The following is a 17,982-nucleotide window of genomic DNA, read 5'->3' on the forward strand; positions in this document are numbered from 1 at the left end:
GGGTGACACGTGCAGGCACCCGCGGGGGTACGAGCCGCCCCGGCCGGGGCCGGGGCGGCGGAGCGGATCAACAGGCGCCGAGGTCCTGCCAGACGCCCCATTCACCCGTGCTGCCGGGGGTCTCGTTCTGGGTCCACCACTTGGCCTTCCAGGTGTGGCCCCCGTACGAGACGGTGGCACCGCCGGTGTAGACGGCGCTGTTGCTCCACGCGGCGGCGGTGCAGCTGCCGGTCGGGGGCGGGGTGGTCGGCGGGGTGGTGGTGGGCGGGGTGGCACCGGCGAACTTCACCGAGTACTTCGCGAAGTCCCAGGCCGACTGCGCCACGCTGCTGCACGTGCCGGAGGTCTTGCCGTTGTTGTCGGGCGGCGTGCACTGACGGTCGCGGTTGAGGGACCAGAAGGTGAAGCGGTCCATGTGGTGGCTGGTGGCGAAGTCCAGGACGGTCTGGAAATCGGCCTGGGTGAAGTACTCACCGGTGTCGCTGCGGCCGTTCATCCCGGAGAAGCCCTCGTGCGCGTACGCGGTCGCCTCGTCCCAGCCGAAGGTGGACCGCAGGATCGAGTTGAAGTTCGTCAGGGCGCCGGTCTGGGCGGCGGCCCCGTTGAACCCGCCGTCGAACGGCATGATGGAGAAGTTGTTCGGCGTGAAGCCCTGCGCCTTGGCCTCGTTGAGCATCTGCTTGCCGAACCAGCCGGTGCCGTCTGCGGTCGCCGCGGTGGTGACGGAGACGTAGAGGCCCGGGTTGTTCTGCTGGAGGATCTTGGCGGCGCCGATCTCGCGGGCGATGGCGGCCGTGTTCTCGTACTCCGGCTCCTCCAGGTCGAAGTCGATGGCCTTGAGCTGGTACTTGGTGATGACCTGCTGGTACGCGGCAGCGGTGGAGGCAGCGTCGGAACAGGTCTGGCCGAGCTTCGTTCCGCCGTACCCGCCGATGGAGACCGAGACGTCACCGCCCTTGGCCCGGATCGCGCTGATCACGGAGGCGACGGCGGTGTCCGAGGAGACCGGCGACGTACCGTCCCAGGTCGGGCTGCAGCCGCCGCCGTTGGGGGCCAGGATGAAGGCGAGCTGGAACGCCTTGAGGCCGGTGGCGTCCATGATGGCGCCCGCGTCCGGCGGATTGTTGTCGTGCGGCATCAGATAGGGCGCGGCGGCGTACCACCGGTTACTGAGCGCGGTGGCGTCGGCGGACGCACCCGAGGCCTGCTGCGCGGCGAAGGCCGCGAGCCCTGCGGTGGCCAGGGCGGCGGTGGCCACGCCGGAGAGCAGAGCGCGAAGACGTCTCATGGAGGCTCCTGTCGGGAGAAGGTGCCGCCAAGGATCGGAGGGTGACGCATTCACGTCAATGCGTTGGCCTAGACCATTGCGCTTTCTTGAAGATTGGGCGGCCGGGGGGCGGGCCTTCCGTACCGGCGCAGGCCCCTTCCGGAGCCCGCGCCGGTACGGCCGTCCGTCAGCAGCCGACCGGCGAGGAGCCGACGGCCACGTCGTCGAACCAGAGGGTGTCGTCGCCGACTCCGTAGCTCTCCCAGCCCAGCCGCAGGGCGGTGGGGCGCGGTGGAGTGGTCCGGGAGAGCCACTGGTCGTCGATGTCGCGCGTGGGCTCGCCGTCCGCGTGCAGCCCCGGCACCTGTTCGTCGCCGAGCCAGGTGTCGAGCCCCGGGGCGGTGGTGTCGACCGCGAACCGGAGGCACTGCCAGGTGCCGGTCGGCAGCGGCCGGCTCAGGCCCACGCCGGTCGGGCTCTGCGCCGGGAGCGTCGCGTCGTCGCTCTCGCGGTTCCACTGCAGGGCCCCGTTCTGCCCGCCGATCCGCAGCGCCTTGCCGCCCTGGGAGCTGTCGGGCATGGACACGAACGCGACGTGCGCGGCCGGGAGCGCCGTGGTGTGGCGCACCCACATGCGTACGTACAACACGGGGCCGACCGCGGAGAGGTCCGCGGTGGAGGCCACGAAGGCGTGGTTGCAGTAGCCGGCCTTCCCATCCAGCCGCAGCGACCGTGTGCCGCTGTGCGCGATCTCCGTGTCGACAGCGGCCGCGCCGGTGCCCTGACAGTCGGGCGCGGTGAACTTCCAGTTCCCGGCGGGCGTCGAACCGGTCTGGCTCTCGAAGTCGTCGCAGACGACGGCGTCGCCGCAGTCCTCGGACGGCGGAGTGGTGGGCGGCGGCGTCGTGGGAGGCGGCGTGGTCGGGGGTGCGGTGCCGTCACCGCCGCAGGAGACCCCGTTGAGGGCGAAGCCGGCGGGCGCCGGGCCACCCGACCCCGAGGTTCCCTGGACCCCGAAGCCGACGGTGCCGCCGGCCGCCAGGGCCCCGTTCCAGGCCGTGTTGACGGCGGTCACGGCGTGGCCGGTCTGCGTCACGCCCGCGTTCCACGCGGAGGTGACGTGCTGGTCGCCTTCGTACGTCCATGTCAGCCGCCAGTCGCTGAGCGCCGGGCCCTCGTTGGTGACCCGCAGTTCGGCGGTGTAGCCGCCGGTCCACTCGTTGACGGTGTAGTCGACCTGGCATCCGGCCGCCGCGGCCGAACCGCTGGCGGGCACGGCGACGAGCAGCGACAGGGCCAGCGCGCACACGGCTCCGGCGGCGGTCCAGGCTCTGCGCGGCAATCGCGGGACGGGTATGGGCATGTGCGCCTCCTCGGGCGGGGAACCGTAGGGCAGTTCATAAATGGGAGCGCTCCCACCCATCACAGCGAACTTGACTGCCCACTGTCAATACGGCGACCACCACCCGAACCGGACAGCCCCTCCGTAGAACCGAAAGTTTCGACAGAGGTTCTGCCTCCGACACGTATCGCCGAGCCCGGACCTCAATCTCTACGGGACGTCAGCCCCTGTCCAACTCCCCCGACGTGCAACACGATCCCACATAGAGGCCGTCCTACCGGTCCGACGCTTTCGAAAGATCTGTCGAAACCATTGACAGCACGGGAGGGCCACCAAAAACTCCGTGCTCAGGACCGGCCGCCCCCGGCGTGGCCGGAGCACCCCTCATCAGGAGGACCCCCATGCGTCTCCGTCCCCGCCGCCGCCCTGCCGTCCTGGCAGCCGGCCTCGTGCTCACCGCGGCGAGTTCCCTGGGCCTGACCGCCACCGCCGCAGCCCCGGCACAGGCGGCCGCCTGCAACGGCTACGTGGGCCTGACCTTCGACGACGGCCCGTCCAACGACCACACCCCCGCCCTGCTCAACGCCCTGAAGCAGAACGGTCTGCGGGCCACGATGTTCAACGAGGGCCAGTTCGCCGCGTCCTACCCGGCGCAGGTGAAGGCCCAGGTCGACGCGGGAATGTGGGTCGGCAACCACAGCTACACCCACCCCCACCTCACCCAGCAGAGCCAGGCCCAGATGGACTCGGAGATCTCCCGCACCCAGCAGGCCGTCGCGGCCGCGGGCGGCGGGACCCCGAAGCTGTTCCGGCCGCCGTACGGGGAGACCAACGCGACCCTCAGGACGGTCGAGGCCAAGTACGGTCTCACGGAGGTGATCTGGGACGTCGACTCGCAGGACTGGAACGGGGCGAGCACCGACGCGATCGTGCAGGCCGTGTCGCGGCTCTCCAACGGCCAGGTCATCCTGATGCACGAGTGGCCGGCCAACACCCTGGCCGCCATCCCCCGCATCGCCCAGTCGCTCGCCTCCCGCGGCCTCTGCTCGGGCATGATCTCGCCGCAGACCGGGCGGGCCGTCGCCCCCGACGGCGACAGCGGCGGGGGCGGGAACACCGGCGGCTGTACGGCGACCCTCTCCGCCGGACCGCGGTGGGGCGACCGCTACAACCTCAACGTCTCCGTGACCGGGGGCGGCAACTGGACCGTCACCATGCGCGTACCCGCACCCGAGAAGATCCTCACCACCTGGAACATCAGCGCGACCTACCCGAGCGCCCAGGTGCTCACCGCGAAGCCCAACGGCAGCGGCAACAACTGGGGAGTGACCATCCAGACCAACGGTTCCTGGGCCTGGCCGACGGTCTCCTGCGCGACGGGCTGACCGCGCGGGTCGTGACGGTGAGGCGCCCCACGCCTGTGCGCGGGGCGCCTTCCGGCGTCGGCCGTGGAGGCGGGGGCGAGTGCGGGCCCGCCCCACCGCAACGCACCGCCGCTGCCACCACCGGCCCATCCCGACTGGCATCCCCGCTCCCCCGCCCCGATGCTGTTCCGGCGCCGCCCGTACACCCGCACCGAGAGGCCCGACATGCCCGTGGACGATTCCCCTCCGGCGGGCGGCCCGCGCGCACGTCTGGAGCTGCAGGCGATCCGGGCCCTGCTGGACGCGCAGCGGCGGCGCGTCACCGCGTACGCCGAGCGCTACGGGGCCGGACCGCCCAACCCCTCGCCCCCGGCCGTCGCGGCCTCCGTCCCGCCCACCTGCCAGGACGTGCTCGACGCCCTCCCGGTGGCGGCCCTGCTCCTGGCCCCCGTGGTCGGTGAGGACGACGAGATCCAGGACGTCGTGCTCCTGGCCCGCAACGCCACGGCCCGCGCCTATGCGGCCTCCCGGTTCCCCGCGGACGCCGTGCCCCCGTGGACGGGGCCGGTGCCGCTGTTCGAACGCATCCCTTCGCTGGCGTCCACGGCCATTCCGGGGATGCTGGCCGACGCGTACCACCAGCGCGCACCGCAGCAGAGCGACACGGTGGAGTGGCTGGTGTGCACCCGCACGGGGCCGGTGCGGATCAGCGCGGAGGTGCGTATCGCGCCCTGCGGCGACCACTTCCTGCTGACGTGGGAGCCGGGCGGCCGGCTCCGTATGGCCGCCGCGGCCCAGCAGCTCGTACGCACCTGCTGGGTGGAGTGGAACCTGGCCGACGACGGCGTCCAGCCCTCCCGCGGCTTCCGCCAGGTCCTCGGCCTCGCCGACGACGCCCCGGAGCCCAGCCTGAGCGACCTGGCCACAGCCGCCACACCGGACAGCCGCTCCACGCTGTACCAGGCGCTGTACGACGTCATCCTGCGCAAGCGCACCACCGACTGCGAGCTGCGCTTCCGGGGCGGCGAGCGGGTGTTCCGGATGGTCGCCGAGCCCGTGCGCATCGTCCCCGGCAGCCTGGTGTGGGCGCTGCGGGCCGTCCTCGTCGACGTCACCTCGGACCGGCGGCGGCGCGAGGCGGCACGGCGCGCCGAACGCGACGCGCGCCGCGAGCACGAGCGTGCCGAGGCCGTCGCGGAGGTCGCCGACGTCCTGCGCGACGCGGTGCTCCCCCATTTCCAGGACGAACTGGAGAACTTCGGGCTGGAGGCGGCGGCCGTCTACCGCCCCGACGCCCGCGGGGCCGGGGTCGGCGGCGACTGGTACAAGGCCCGGGGCCTGCCCGACGGCCGCCTGCTGGTCGCGCTGGGCGATGCCCGCGGCCACGGCCTGGCAGCGGTCACCCTGATGGCCGAACTCCGGTACGCGCTCGCGGGTCTCGCGTACACCTCGCAGCCCGTCGAGCTGCTGACGCAGTGGCTCAACGAGGTGGCAGCCGCCGACGACAGGGAGTCCACGGCCACCGCGATCGTCGCCCGCTACCACCCGGATCTCAGCCTGCTCCGCTGGACCTGTGCCGGGCATCCGCGCCCCGTTCTGCTGCGCGACGGCCGCGCGTCCCAGCTCCCGGCGCCCGCCGGGGGCCCCGGCCTCACACTGGGCGTGCTGCCGAACACGGTCTACAGCGCCACCGAGACACCGCTGGAGACCGGCGACGTCGTCCTCATGTACTCGGACGGCCTGACGGAGCGCCGGCCGGCCGACCCGGACGCGGACACGCGCCGCTTCCTGCAGGCGGCCGAGTGCTGCTTCCGGGAAGCCGCCCCGGGCGGCGGGCACGCCGGGCTCCAGGACTACGCGGAACGGCTCGTCGCCCACCTGGACGGCCCCCACCGCACCGACGACGCGACGCTCCTGGCGCTGCGCCGGACCGTCTAGTCCGCGCCCGGGGGCGATGTCAGTCGGCTCCCGTATCCTTCCGGCCACCACTCACCACCCGGAAGGATTCGAAGAGTTGACCGGCAAGTCCACCTTCCCGCTGCCGTTCCAAGCCTCCCACTCCCCGTTGTACAAGGAGCCCCGCACCTTGCGGGAGCTGGAGATGATCGAGTGCAGCGCGCACCTCCGGGCGAAGCCGGGATGGTTCGACAAGATGAACGACCCCGACATCGTCGCCCGGTGGACGAGCGAGGCGATAGCCCAGGGGCTGACCGAGGCGCAGATCCGCTTCGTGCTGGCCGAACTCGCGCGCTACGCGGAGCTGCGGGACGCCCGGACCGGCATCGAGGTGTCCGCCGTCGACGGGGTCTGGCAGTCGGACACGCTGATCGACGACGAGCTGCGGTCGCGGCTGCGCGAGGCGGTCCGGGTGCTGGAGGAGGTCCCCGAGGAGGAGAAGGACTGGCACCCGGGCTCGGACGGCCAGGTGCTCGACCTGGTGCACCCCTCGCTGTTCTGCCTGGTACGGGGCGTGAGCGGCGGGCCGGAGCGCGCCTGGGAGAACCCGACGAACCACTACTCGAAGCACGAGTTCTCGGACACGTTCCAGTGGCTGCCCACGGACGTCGACATCGACGCGGACGGCAAGGTGGCGTTCCGTTCGTACGTGAACAACGTCCACCCCGAGCGGCAGGGACAACTGGCCTCGGTTCTCCCGGAGCTGTTCGGCCGCATGCGCCCCCTGCTGGAGAACGTACTCACGGATCTGCGCCACCCGCGGCCTCTGCGGATCGCGGCCGACCCGTACGGCTGGTACGAAGACGACGAGCCGGACTACCCGGAGGAGGACGACTTCAGCGACAAGGAGGCGTACGAAGAAGCGGTCCAGGCGCATGAAGAGGCCCTGGACGACTGGTACGAGAACCGGCAGCCGGTCATCCCGGACGCCCCGGACTACGCCCCGCCCGCGCTGCCGGACGAATTCGCCCCGGTGGACCTGCGCGGACGCCGCCTCCAGGTCATCGTCAAGCTCGCCACCATCCACCTCACCCCGGAGAAACCCGAGTACGCCGGGGGTTCCTGGCACGTCGAGGGGATGCTGAACGAGCGGATCGTGTCGACCGGCATCTACTACTGGGACAGCGAGAACATCACGGACAGCCGGCTGAGCTTCCGGACGGCCCTCGACGAGCCGGAGTACGAGCAGAGCGACGACAACGGTGTGCGTGCGGTGTACGGCCTGGAGAACGAGGGCGCGCTGAACCAGGTGCTGGGTGCGGCATCCACCCCCGCGGGCCGCTGCCTGGCCTTCCCGAACGTCCTGCAGCACCGGGTCGGTTCGTTCGGTCTCGCGGACCCCACCCGTGCCGGGCACCGCAAGATCCTCGCGTTCTTCCTGGTCGACCCGGAGCGGACGATCGTCTCGACCTCCGACGTACCGCCGCAGCAGCCCTGGGCCGGCACCTCGACCATGACGCCCGCCCAGGCGGAGGAGTACCGCGAACAGCTCATGCGGGAGCGGAAGTTCTTCGTCGACGAGCACAACGAACAGCTCTACGAACGGGAGTTCTCCCTCTGCGAGCACTGAGCCGTGCGTACGCCTCCGGGTCAGGTCGGGACGGTCCCGGCCTGCCCCGGAGGCGACTGTCTGCCGTCGGGATCAGCGCAGTCCGGCGAAGAGGTCGTTCTCGGGCACGGCGGCGTCGGTGGTGTCCTTGACGCGTACGAAGGTCTCCATGCCCATCAGCTCACCGAACCGCTCCTTGCCCATCTTGAGGAAGAAGATGTTCTCGCCCTGACTGGCGTGCGCGGCCAGCGAGTCGAACTTCTGGCCGCTGAACGGGGTGATGTCCACCCAGGTGGTGATCTCCTCGTCGGGAAGGCCGATCTCGGCCAGCGCGGCGGCCTCCTCGGGGTCGGGCTCCGGCATGTCCTCGCCGAACTCCCGCATCGTCTCCCCGAAGCGCTGCATCATCGAGCGCGGCGCCGTCGTCCAGTACACCTTCGGCGTCAGCTCGGTCATTTCCAGTGCCGCCATGGTGATGCGGTTGGCCTGGATGTGGTCCGGGTGGCCGTAGAAGCCGTTCTCGTCATAAGTGACGACCACATCGGGCCGGTAGTGCTCCATCAGCGCCGCGAGCCGTGCGGCACCCTCCTCCACGGGGGTACGCCAGAAGGAATGCGGTGCGTCGTTGCTCGGCCAGCCCATCATCCCGGAGTCGGCGTAGTCCAGCGTCTCCAGGTCGCTGATCTTCAGCACCTCGCAGCTCGCCTCCAGCTCCCGGCGCCGCATCACGGCAACGGCCGCCGGATCGTGCCCGGGGTCGCCCGGCTTACTGCCTCCCGGCCCATCACCGCAACCGCCGTCGGTACAGGTCACCAGCACCGTGCGGATGCCTTCCGCCGCATACCGCGCGAGGACACCTCCGGTACTGGTGGCCTCGTCGTCGGGGTGGGCGTGCACTGCCATGATCGTCAACGGCCGGTCGGTCATGTCACGGTCCTTCTGCTTGATTACGCCTGGACAAGGGCACGCGGCAAACGCGCCGCGCTCCCGGGCCCCGGACTCCGGCGGTGCTCCCGCACCCGTACGGCTCCGGCCCCCGCTCGATGCAACCGCCCCGGCCGGACCCACTGTTCCCGACACGGCAAAGTCGGCGTGCCGCAGTCCCCCGGACCGCCGAACCGGCCACCCCGGTCGTCGTCATGCTGCGCGTCCTGCCTCCCGCCGCTGACAGTCGAAGGGCGCCGAGGTCTCTCATCGGCCGATAGCGTGATCGCCTGCCACATGGAAGGTCCATGGTCCGGCCTCCCGGCAAGGGAGCACGGTGGCGAACGATGGGGACCGCGATGAACGAACCGACGAAGCCTGAAATCAAGATCCGGGAGGGTGACGCGCCCACCGAACTCACGACCCGCGACCTCGTGGAGGGGGACGGACCGGAGGCGCAGCCGGGCAGGGTCATCCAGGTTCACTACGTAGGGGTCGCGTTCGCATCGGGGCGGGAGTTCGACTCCTCCTGGGAACAGAACCGCCCGTTCAAGTTCGCCGTAGGCGGCGGCAAGGCCATCAAGGGCTTGGACCGGGGCGTACGGGGAATGAAGCCCGGCGGCCGCCGCGAGATCATCGTTCCCCCGCGTCTCGGCTACGGCAAACAGTCCCCCTCGCATCTGATCCCGCCGGGCTCGACACTGGTCTTCGTCGTGGACCTGCTCACGGTCGTGGGCCCGTAGCGCACGAGGCCCGGTCGTGCCGGGCTGAAGTCCGGCCACCAAGGCGGGACGTTGCCAGGGCACAACGGGGAGGGGTAGGAGTCCGGCATACCGAGCGATGTGACCGGGATCCGCGATGCGGCGCAGGCCCAGTTCGGTGGCGGGGTCGCCCACCTGGCGTCCGGACAGGTTGTTCTCGATGGCGCGGATGGCGTTGTCGGGCCGGCGCAGATCGTGCAGGGCGACCTCGCACAGACCGGGGAACACGCGCCCGATGGCGACAGCGATGCGTTCGGCTTCCCGTAACGAGGTGCTCGTCGTCCCCACCGGCGGGCCGGCCGGTAGCGCCGGTCATCGTCCGCTGCTCGCTTCCCGGGAGTCGTCACCGTGCCCGGCGAACACCGCGGCCATCGTCTCCGCCGACTTCAGGCCCGCGCCGGTGAGCACGACTACGGTCGTTTCGTCCGGGGCGATCTCCCCGGTCGCGATGAAGTGGTCAAGGGTCGCCGCGGCGACGCTGCTCGTCGGCTCGGCGTACAGTCCGCGCGCGCTCAGGGCGCGGACCGCGGCGCGGATCTCCCACTCAGGGACGGCGTACGCGGCTCCGCCGGAGCGGCGGACGGCCTCCACCGCCTCGGGCAGCCGGACCGGATGGGCGATGGACGCGCCCTCGGCGATCGTCGGCACCCGCTCGCCGCGGGAGCCCGGGTCGACGCCGTTGAACGTGTCGGCGATGGTCGCCCAGTGCTCGGGCTGCCCGACGAACAGGCGGGGGCGCCTGTCGATCTGACCGGCGGCGAGCAGTTCGCCGAACGCGAGGTCGCACCCGATGACGTTGCTGCCGGCCCCGGCCACGAGGACGACATTGTCGGGCGCGGTGAAACCGAGGGACTCCCACATCTCGTAGGCGACGGTCTTGGTGCCCTGGATGAACATGGGGTGCCAGTTGTGACTGGCGTACGGGATCTGCCGCGACTGCCGGATCGCCTCGTCCGCGACCTCGTCGCGGGTGCCCGGTACGAGTTCGATCTCGGCCCCGTAGGCCCGGGCCTGGAGGATCTTGGCCGCCGAGGTGGCGGCGGGCACGATGATCTTGGCGTCGATTCCGGCAGCGGCGGCGTAGGCGGCCACCGCGGAACCGCCGTTTCCCGAACTGTCCTCGAGGACGCGATCCGCGCCGTGCGCCGCCAGGTGGGAGATCATCACCGACACCCCGCGGTCCTTGAAACTGGAGGTCGGGTTGAACCACTCCAGCTTGAAGTGAACCCGCTGCCCCGCCCAGTCGACCGGGATCATCGGCGTACACCCTTCCCCCAGGCTCACCCGGCGGGCGAACGGGACGGGCAGGACCGTGTGATAGCGCCACAGGGACCGTTCGGCGGTGTCGATCTGTCCGGGCCGCAGACCCGGCAGCGCACTGACGGCGAGCGGACTGCCGTCCTCGCCCCGCCAGCGGGGGTCGTCCAGGGCATAGCGCCGCCCGGACCGGTCGTACAGGTCGGCTACGGCGACCGCTGGAGGCTGTTCGTCGTTCATGGGCGGTTCCGGCTCCCCTTCGCTCGACGTGCTGTCGTTTGGCTGGATCCCTCAGGTTAGACACATCGTCCGGAGATGACAGACGGTCCAATGTCCTTGCTTCCAGGGCGCGTGCCGGAAGTGCGGATGCGCAGGCAGGGCCCCGCCTCCGCAGGGCGGCCGAGGAGTCCGGACTGCGGTGCCGCGGTGACGTGCGTGGACCGCCGCGGCGGTCCACGACACCGGGCACGGCAGCCGGCCAGTACCTCTTGTCCCCTGCCGGAATGGCGGAGTAGCGTCCGCGCCGACGCTGTCTACGGGGGGATGATCCACGGTGCGGCTGCTGGTCCTGGGCGGTTCGGTGTTCGTCGGGCGGGCGGTGGTGGAGGCCGCGCTCGCAGGCGGCTGGGAGGTCACCACCTTCAACTGGGACCGCTCGGGCCGCGGCCCGGGCGAGGTGGAGCGGCTGACCGGGGACCGCACCGATCCCGCCGACCTCGCCGCCTTGCGAGGGCGTTCATGGGACGCGGTCGTCGACACCTGGGCGGGGCGGGCCGAGGCGGTGCGGGAGTCGGCGTCCCTGCTGGCCGGCAGCGTCGGCCACTACGGTTACGTCTCCAGCCTGATGGCCTACCACTGGCCCGTCCCCAGGCCGCTCACCGAGGCGGCCCCGCTGCGCCCGCCGTCCCCCGGCTCGCGCACCGAGGACTACCCCGCCCGCAAGGCGGCCGCGGAACGGGCGGTGGTGGAGGTCATGGGCGACCGCGCGCTGCTGTCGCGTCCCGGCCTGGTCCTCGGCCCGTGGGAGCACCCGGGCCGGCTGCCGAGGTGGCTGCTGCGCATGGCCGCGGCCACGGAGGGCGAACCGGTCCTGGCACCGGGCAGCCCCGACCGAGGCGTCCAGTACGTCGACGTCCGCGACCTCGCGCAGTGGATCCTGCACGCCGCTGGGCGGGGGCTCGGCGGGGCGTACAACATCAGCTGCCCGCCCGGCCACGCGACGATGGGCGGCCTACTGGACGCCTGTGCCGAGGTGACGGGAAGCGCGGGCCGGCTGGTGCGGGTCGACGAGCGGTGGCTGGCCGGCACAGGCGTGGTCCCGTGGACCGAGCTGCCCGTCTGGGTGCCTGCCGGGGGCGAGGGCGCCGGGATCTACGACGTGGATCCCGGCGCGGGGATCGCGGCGGGTGCACGTTACCGCCCGCTGGCGGAGACGGTGGCGGACACCTGGGCGTGGCTACGGCGGATCCCGGCGGAGAAGCTGGGCAGGGCGGTGCGCACCGCGGAGTGGCTGCCGGCCGAGCGGGAGGAACAGGTGCTGCGGGCCTGGGAGAAGGAGGAGGCGGTCCGCCGGACGCGCTGAAAGGCGCCCGGCGGACCACCGACGAGGCTCAGCTCTCGGCGGCCTGCACGGCATGCCGGAGCAGCAGTGCGGTGGTCACCGGGCCGACGCCGCCGGGGACCGGAGTGAGGCCGCCGGCCCGTTCGGCCGCGGCCGGGTCGACATCGCCGGCGAGGCCCCCGTCCGGGGTGGGGTTGGTGCCGACGTCGATCACCACGGCGCCGTCACGGACGTGGTCGGCGCTCAGCAGGCCGGCGCGCCCGACTGCGGCGACCAGGACGTCGGCCGTACGAGTGACGGCCGCGAGGTCCGCGGTGCGGGAGTGACAGACGGTCACGGTCGCGTCCTGGTCGAGCAGGAGATGCGCGGCGGGCTTGCCCACGACGGTGGACCGGCCGACGACGACGGCGTGCCGTCCCACGAGCTCGATCCCGTGGTGCTTCAGCAGCCGGACGACGGCCTCGGCCGTGGCCGGGGCGAACGCCGGGAGCCCGGCGGCGAGCCGGCCGAGCGACAGCGGGTTGGCCCCGTCGATGTCCTTCTCGGGTGCGATCGCGGACGCCAGGTCCTCCAGCGCCGCGCCGGCCGGCAGCGGCGTCTGCAGGATGACGCCGTGCACCTGCGAGTCGTCGCTGAGGCGGCGCAGAGTGTCGGCGACCTCGGTGGTGGTGGCCTGCGGGCCGAGGTCGACGACGTCGCACACCAGCCCGCACTTGGCCGCCGCGCCGGCGATCGAGCGGACGTACCAGGCGCTGGCCTCGTCGTCGGTGGCGCTGACCACGGCCAGGCGGACGGGCCGGCCCTGAGCGGCCAGCTTCGCGGCGAGCTCGGTGGTCTCGGCGCGGATCGCGGCAGCGAGTTCCCGGCCGGAGAGGACAGCTGCGGTCACCGGTTGATCTCCTTGCGTACGGCGGCGGTGGTGGCGGCGGTCCGTGCCGCGACGTGGTCGGCTGCGGCGGCCCGGGCGGCGAACGCGGTGCGCGCTGCCTCGTCCTTGATGCCGCCGAGGTTCACCTCGACGTTCACCTGGCCGGTGGTGGCGGCGGCCCGAATGGCCTCGGCCGCGGCGGCGACGTCGCTGAGCACGTTGCGGTTGCCGACCGGGAGGAGCAGCTCGGCCAGCTCGGCCAGCCGGGTGGACAGCTCGATGGTGCGGGCGGGCGGCTCGGCGGCACCGATCAGGGCGTCGGCGATGGCGGCCGAGCGGGCGGCCTTCTCCTCGTCGGTGGCCTTCGGCAGACCGTAGGCCGCGGCGACCGCGCCGAACGCCAGCGCGTCGTCCTCGGCGAGCTGCAGGGCCTGCGCGCGCGCGTCGTCCGTCTCCGTGCGGACGCGGCTGATCACGGCCTCGTGCTCGGCGTACTTCGGCCCCTCGCTGTAGCGGGCCACCATGCCGAGCAGGGCGGCCGCCTGGGCGGCGTGCAGGGCGGCGCTCGCCCCACCGCCCGGCGCCGGGACGCGGTCCGCCAACTGCTGGAGGAAATCACCGATGGCCTGATCGCGCATGCGTGCTCCGTAGCAAACTGGATTCCGTTGTTGTCGCTGCGTCACCGATGGTACCGGCGGCAGCGGACGCCGTTTCAGCCGAGGTCGCCCAGCCGCCGGGCCGCCGCGGCCGCGTCGGCCACCGAGGTGAGCAGGGCCAGGTGGCCGGAGACTTGCTGGACTGCGGTGTCGGAAACGACCGTGCGGTCGTAGTCGGCGTAGAAGACCGGTTCGGGGTCGGTGGTGGCGATCACCCAGAGCTGCCCGGCGTAGCGGGCGACGGGTTCGGGGCCCGGCTCGGCGGCGGCGTAGGGCTCGACGGTGAGCCCGGGCGCCGGTGTCCGGCCGGCCGGGGAACCGCGCATCCGGCCGGGGACGACGTTGACGGTGATCGGGGACAGGCCCGGGTGCCACGCCACGGCGGGCGCGTCCGCCGGCTGCTCGTCCTCAAGGAGGCGGCGCAGGCCCGGCAGTGTGAAGGGGGCGGCCGAGCGGGCCGCGCCCTCGGTCAGCCCGCGCTGGACCCGGCGGGCGAACTCGCCCAGTTCGGTTCCCTCGTCGAGGGCAGCGCGGACGGGGAAGCGGCGGCAGAACATGCCGACCAGGTCCCACTCCTCCTCGCGGTCGCGCCCGTGGTACTGGTAGTTGGCCAGCAGCGAGGGCTGCTCCAGCGCCCTGCCGACGGCGAGCAGGCACAGCGCCGTGGTGGCGCTGGCCGCGGTGACGCGGGCTGCGCGGGCGAACGCGCCGAGGCGGCGCGGGAAGCCGGGGCCGGGGCGGGCGGCGACGAGCCGGGCGCCGCCCGAACCGTCCTCGCTTCGGACCGGAGGGGGCGCCGAGCCGGGGGCGGGCCACGGGCCGGGCGACTCGCCGACGACCTGCCGCCAGTGCGCCAGCTGCGCGGGGGTCGGCACCGTACCGTGCGCGGCCTGGGCGTCGGCGAACCGCGGGTAGCCGGTGCGCAGCGGAGCGAGGTCCGGGGCGTTCGCGGCGTACACCGTCCACAGGTCGCGCCACAGGACGCCGGCTGACCATGCGTCCCACGCCATGTGGTGGATCGTCAGGACGAGTACGTGGTCGTCCGGCGCGGCCGTCAGCAGGTCGGCGCGCAGCGGCCCGGTGCCGAACAGGTCGAGCCGGTGCCCGACCGCCTCGGCGACGGCGGCGGCCAGTCCGTCCGGCGTCACCGTGGAGCGGCCGAACCAGGGGTGCGCGGCCGTGGCGGGTGCGAAGGTCTGCCGGATGCCGTCCGGTGTGCGCACCAGCCGCATCCGCAGCGGGTCGTGACGCTCAACGACGAGGGCCAGCGCGGCCCGGAGGCGGTCCGCGTCCAGCGGGCCCCGGATCCGCCAGCTGTGTGTGAGGCGCCAGCGGCGGATCTTGTCCCGGCTGAGTCCCATCCGCTGCTCCAGGGTGAGCGGATGGGACGTGGCGGGTCCGGCTGCGGTCCCGGCCGTGGCCTCGCTCACCACAGGACCGGGAGCTCGTGGATGCCGTAGATACGCATCTCGTGCCGGAAGGGGATCTCGTCCGCCGGGACCGCGGGACGCAGTCCGGGGTAGCGCCGCAGCAGGGTGCTCAGCACGACGCGCATCTCCATCCGAGCCAGCAGCATCCCGATGCACAGGTGTGCGCCGTGGCCGAAGGCGAGGTGGCGGCGGGCGTCGCGGTGGATGTCGAAGCGGTCCGGGTCGGGGAACTCGCGGGGGTCGCGGTTGGCCACCGAGTGCAGCACCAGGACGCCCTGCCCGGCGCGGATGAGCCGGCCGGCGACCTCGACGTCCTCGGTCGCGACCCGGGCGACACCCCCGGTGATCGACAGGTAGCGCAGCAGCTCGTCCACCGCGCCGCCGATGAGGGCCGGATCGCGGCGCAATTCATCGAGCTGGTCAGGGTGCTGAAGCAGTGTCAGGACTCCCAGACCGATCATGTTCACGGTGGTGACGTGCCCGGCGACCAGCAGCAGTCGGGCAATGTCAACGGCGTCCTCGTAACGGCACTGCCCGGACCGGACCTGGCCGACCACGAACCTGCTGAGCAGGTCGTCGGTGGGGGCGTCCATCTTGGTGCGGACGACCTTCTCCAGGTAGTCGCCCAGGTCGTCGATGGCCTGGTCGATCTGGCGGGAGGTGGACTCCTTGCTGAGCGCGGCCGCGGTGCGCTGCTGGAGGTACTCGTGCTCGTCGTACGGCACGCCCAGCAGGCGGCAGATGACCAGCGACGGCAGCGGCATGGCAAGCGCCTTGACCAGGTCCACCGGCTGCTCGCGGGTGGCGATGCCGTCCAGCAGCTCGTCGGTGAGCCGCTGGACGTCGTCCTGCAGCGCTGTGATGCGGCGGCCGAGGAACTCCGAGGTGAGCATCTGCCGGAAGTGGGTGTGCTCCGGCGGGTCGTCCCGGATCATCCGGCTGAAGGCGCGGACCAGCGGGTAGCCGGGGTCGCGCGAGTCGGAGCTGAAACGTGCGGTGTCGGCGAGGATCGCCCGCGCCTCCTCGTAGCGGGTGACCAGCCACACGTCCTGCCGTTTTCCGACCGCCATCCGGGCGAGCGTCAGCGGCTCCTGGCCCTGCAGGGCGGTGTAGCCGGGCGGCGGGTCGAAGGGGTTGCTCCTCGGCATGGGGAAGGTCACGGACGGTCGTGTGTCCACGACGGGCTCTCCATCCTGTGGTCGGTGCGGTGGCGTCACGACGGGTCGAGAAGGCCGTCAAGGGCGCGCTGGACGTCGATGGCGGCCGAGGTCTGCAGCACCGGCACCAGGGGCAGCAGGCTGTTCATGTCCCCGTCGATCAGGATGCGTCCGCTCAGCACGCCGCCGACCGGGTCGAGTTCACCGCGCAGCATGGCGAGTTCGACCGGCCAGCGGTAATTGATCACGGCCTGCGGAGTGGGGTGGCGGCCGAGAGCGCTGTCGGCGAGCCGGCCGTCCCGTATGTCGTCGTAGTACTCGACCGTTCCGTCCGGCCCCGCCTCGACCACGTGCTGGACGAGGGCGGTGGCCCCGGGCGCTGCGGGCAGGGCGGAGCCGAGCCGCAGCCGTTCGGCGATCCATTCCGCCGAGAGCAGTTTCATGTCGCTGCGCCTAGGAGAGGGACGCGAGGTCGAAGGACGACGTGCCGCCGATCCGCTCGCCCGGGGTGAACTCGATGTGCAGGCCGCGGGAGACCCGGGCCTCCCAGTTGTTCGGCTGACCGACGTCGACGGACAGGCTCTTGGAGCTGATGCGGTAGTCGGGGAGGCGCTTGAGTACCTGCTCGACCATGGTGGTCGCCTCCGCCTTGCCGAGGCCGCCGCCGATGCAGAAGTGGATGCCCTGGCCCAGCGCGACGTGCCGGTTCGGCAGGCGGTCCAGCATGATCTCCGACGGCTCGTCGAAGACCTCGGGGTCGCGGTTGGCGGGGGCGTACCCGATGGCGACGCGGTCGCCCTCCTTGATGTCCTTGCCGTAGAAGCAGACATCCTTGGTCGCGGTGCGCGACAGGAAGGGCACCGGGCTGTAGTAGCGCAGGAACTCCTCCATCGCGGCGGGGAGCCGGGAGGGGTCCTCGACGATGGCCGCGCGCCGGTCGGGGTGGGCGCCGAGGTAGGACAGCGCGCCCAGGGCGAGCCGGGCGGTGGTGGCCATGCCGCCGATGACGAAGGTGAAGCAGATCTCCACCAGTTCCATGTCGGTGAACTTCCGGCCCGCGACCTCGGCGGCGAGCAGGTGCGAGACCAGGTCGTCCTTGGGGTCCGCGCGGCGCGCGACGATGGTCTCGGTGGTCCTGCTGAGCAGCCGCGACCAGGCGTCGTTGAGGGTGAACCGGTCCTCGCCGCGAACGTGCACGGCGTCGGCGAATATTTCGGCGTCCTCGACGGGCAGGCCGAGCAGGTCCATGGTGGTCATCGCGGGGACCAGCTTGGCGAGGCCGTGGAAGAGGTCGGCACGGCCGGTCTCGATCCACCTGTCGATGCACCAGGTGGTGAACTCCAGGAAGCGGGGCCCCATCTTGCGCACGGCGGTGGGCGAGAAGCGGGAGTTGAGCAGCTTGCGGTACTCCTGGTGCAGCGGGGGGTCGATCTCGATCGGCACCGCGCGCACCGGGGTGGCCGGCACCATCACCCCCGAGTACGGGCTCGCCCCGTTGGGCATCTCGTGGCGTGACGCGAAGGTCTCGGGGTCTTTGGCCGCCGCGCAGACGGCCTCGTAACCGGTCACGAGCCACCGACCGCCCTGGTAGTCCCACCAGGTGACGGGTTCACCACGCTTGTGGAACCTGTCGTACCGCTCGTCCTTGACGAATTCACCGGCCGACATTTCGGATTCGGTCATTGCAGCTGGCCCTCACTCGGTCGATCTGGTCGCGTACACACACGACGGGAAGGTAGGGAAAAGCCGTGCCTTGCGGTGACAGGATGACGGGAAATCTCGGCCCGTAGTGTCCGGGCCTTCCGTATGTCAGAGCTTCCGCAATACCGGGTCATTCAGTGCCGCAGCAACGCCGCCAGGGCACCGGACCCGTGTCAGAACTTCAGTAGA

General features: G+C 71.9%; 15 protein-coding genes and 1 pseudogene. 5 read left to right on the forward strand and 11 right to left on the reverse strand.

What is annotated here, in order from left to right; genetic code table 11:
- Positions 1-67 precede the first annotated feature (67 nt).
- Both OG242_RS02680 and OG242_RS02685 read right to left on the reverse strand, forming a co-directional pair.
- Positions 68-1,288, reverse strand: a complete 1,221-nt coding sequence (locus tag OG242_RS02680) for a chitinase (RefSeq protein WP_405896602.1) — start codon at positions 1,286-1,288, stop codon at positions 68-70.
- A 166-nt stretch (positions 1,289-1,454) separates the two neighbouring features.
- Entirely contained in the window at positions 1,455-2,630 is a 1,176-nt protein-coding gene (locus OG242_RS02685; protein WP_405896603.1) for a cellulose-binding domain-containing protein, read from the reverse strand.
- A gap of 380 nt (positions 2,631-3,010) precedes the next feature.
- On the opposite strand from OG242_RS02685, the gene OG242_RS02690 reads away from it, so the two are divergent.
- The 3 genes from OG242_RS02690 to OG242_RS02700 all read left to right on the forward strand — a co-directional run bounded on the left by OG242_RS02690 (position 3,011) and on the right by OG242_RS02700 (position 7,499).
- Positions 3,011-3,994 carry a polysaccharide deacetylase family protein gene (locus tag OG242_RS02690; RefSeq protein WP_405896604.1) on the forward strand — a complete coding sequence of 328 codons (984 nt, stop codon included), beginning with the start codon at positions 3,011-3,013 and terminating at the stop codon, positions 3,992-3,994.
- A gap of 204 nt (positions 3,995-4,198) precedes the next feature.
- On the forward strand, positions 4,199-5,911 hold the full coding sequence (locus OG242_RS02695) for a PP2C family protein-serine/threonine phosphatase (RefSeq protein ID WP_405896605.1): 1,713 nt from the start codon (positions 4,199-4,201) through the stop codon (positions 5,909-5,911).
- A 16-nt stretch (positions 5,912-5,927) separates the two neighbouring features.
- Positions 5,928-7,499, forward strand: a complete 1,572-nt coding sequence (locus OG242_RS02700; RefSeq protein ID WP_405896606.1) for a DUF4246 domain-containing protein — start codon at positions 5,928-5,930, stop codon at positions 7,497-7,499.
- A gap of 72 nt (positions 7,500-7,571) precedes the next feature.
- Here the strand turns inward: OG242_RS02700 and OG242_RS02705 are convergent, their stop codons facing one another.
- Positions 7,572-8,405 carry a PIG-L family deacetylase gene (locus OG242_RS02705; protein ID WP_405896607.1) on the reverse strand — a complete coding sequence of 278 codons (834 nt, stop codon included), beginning with the start codon at positions 8,403-8,405 and terminating at the stop codon, positions 7,572-7,574.
- Between the two features lie 356 nt (positions 8,406-8,761).
- Between OG242_RS02705 and OG242_RS02710 the strand changes: the two genes are divergently transcribed.
- A complete protein-coding gene (locus tag OG242_RS02710) occupies positions 8,762-9,145 on the forward strand; it encodes an FKBP-type peptidyl-prolyl cis-trans isomerase (protein WP_405896608.1) in 384 nt (127 codons plus the stop codon).
- 72 nt (positions 9,146-9,217) lie between these two features.
- On the opposite strand, the pseudogene OG242_RS02715 reads toward OG242_RS02710, so the two are convergent.
- A pseudogene (locus OG242_RS02715) lies at positions 9,218-9,479 on the reverse strand (PAS domain-containing protein); the annotation flags it as partial.
- The gene (locus OG242_RS02720) at positions 9,476-10,660 is read right to left on the reverse strand and encodes a pyridoxal-phosphate dependent enzyme (protein WP_405896609.1); all 1,185 of its coding nucleotides are present in this window, start codon (positions 10,658-10,660) and stop codon (positions 9,476-9,478) included. The gene OG242_RS02720 and the pseudogene OG242_RS02715, both read right to left, overlap by 4 nt.
- Positions 10,661-10,973: 313 nt before the next feature.
- Between OG242_RS02720 and OG242_RS02725 the strand changes: the two genes are divergently transcribed.
- Positions 10,974-12,002, forward strand: coding sequence for an NAD-dependent epimerase/dehydratase family protein (locus OG242_RS02725; protein ID WP_405896610.1), 1,029 nt, complete (start codon positions 10,974-10,976; stop codon positions 12,000-12,002).
- A 28-nt stretch (positions 12,003-12,030) separates the two neighbouring features.
- Here the strand turns inward: OG242_RS02725 and OG242_RS02730 are convergent, their stop codons facing one another.
- The 6 genes from OG242_RS02730 to OG242_RS02755 all read right to left on the reverse strand — a co-directional run bounded on the left by OG242_RS02730 (position 12,031) and on the right by OG242_RS02755 (position 17,775).
- Positions 12,031-12,870, reverse strand: coding sequence for a bifunctional 5,10-methylenetetrahydrofolate dehydrogenase/5,10-methenyltetrahydrofolate cyclohydrolase (locus OG242_RS02730; protein ID WP_405896611.1), 840 nt, complete (start codon positions 12,868-12,870; stop codon positions 12,031-12,033).
- On the reverse strand, positions 12,867-13,487 hold the full coding sequence (locus OG242_RS02735; protein WP_405896612.1) for a cyclodeaminase/cyclohydrolase family protein: 621 nt from the start codon (positions 13,485-13,487) through the stop codon (positions 12,867-12,869). The genes OG242_RS02730 and OG242_RS02735 overlap by 4 nt, the downstream gene beginning before the upstream one ends.
- 74 nt (positions 13,488-13,561) lie before the next feature.
- Positions 13,562-14,935 (reverse strand): condensation domain-containing protein, encoded by a 1,374-nt coding sequence (locus OG242_RS02740; protein ID WP_405896613.1) that lies wholly within the window; start codon positions 14,933-14,935, stop codon positions 13,562-13,564.
- A complete protein-coding gene (locus OG242_RS02745) occupies positions 14,932-16,113 on the reverse strand; it encodes a cytochrome P450 (protein ID WP_405896614.1) in 1,182 nt (393 codons plus the stop codon). The genes OG242_RS02740 and OG242_RS02745 overlap by 4 nt, the downstream gene beginning before the upstream one ends.
- Positions 16,114-16,148: 35 nt before the next feature.
- Positions 16,149-16,535 carry a hypothetical protein gene (locus OG242_RS02750; RefSeq protein WP_405896615.1) on the reverse strand — a complete coding sequence of 129 codons (387 nt, stop codon included), beginning with the start codon at positions 16,533-16,535 and terminating at the stop codon, positions 16,149-16,151.
- Between the two features lie 10 nt (positions 16,536-16,545).
- Complete coding sequence (locus tag OG242_RS02755) at positions 16,546-17,775, reverse strand: cytochrome P450 (protein WP_405896616.1); 1,230 nt, start codon at positions 17,773-17,775, stop codon at positions 16,546-16,548.
- Positions 17,776-17,982 lie beyond the last annotated feature (207 nt).

Source organism: Streptomyces sp. NBC_00727, assembly GCF_045161745.1.
Classification (GTDB): domain Bacteria; phylum Actinomycetota; class Actinomycetes; order Streptomycetales; family Streptomycetaceae; genus Streptomyces.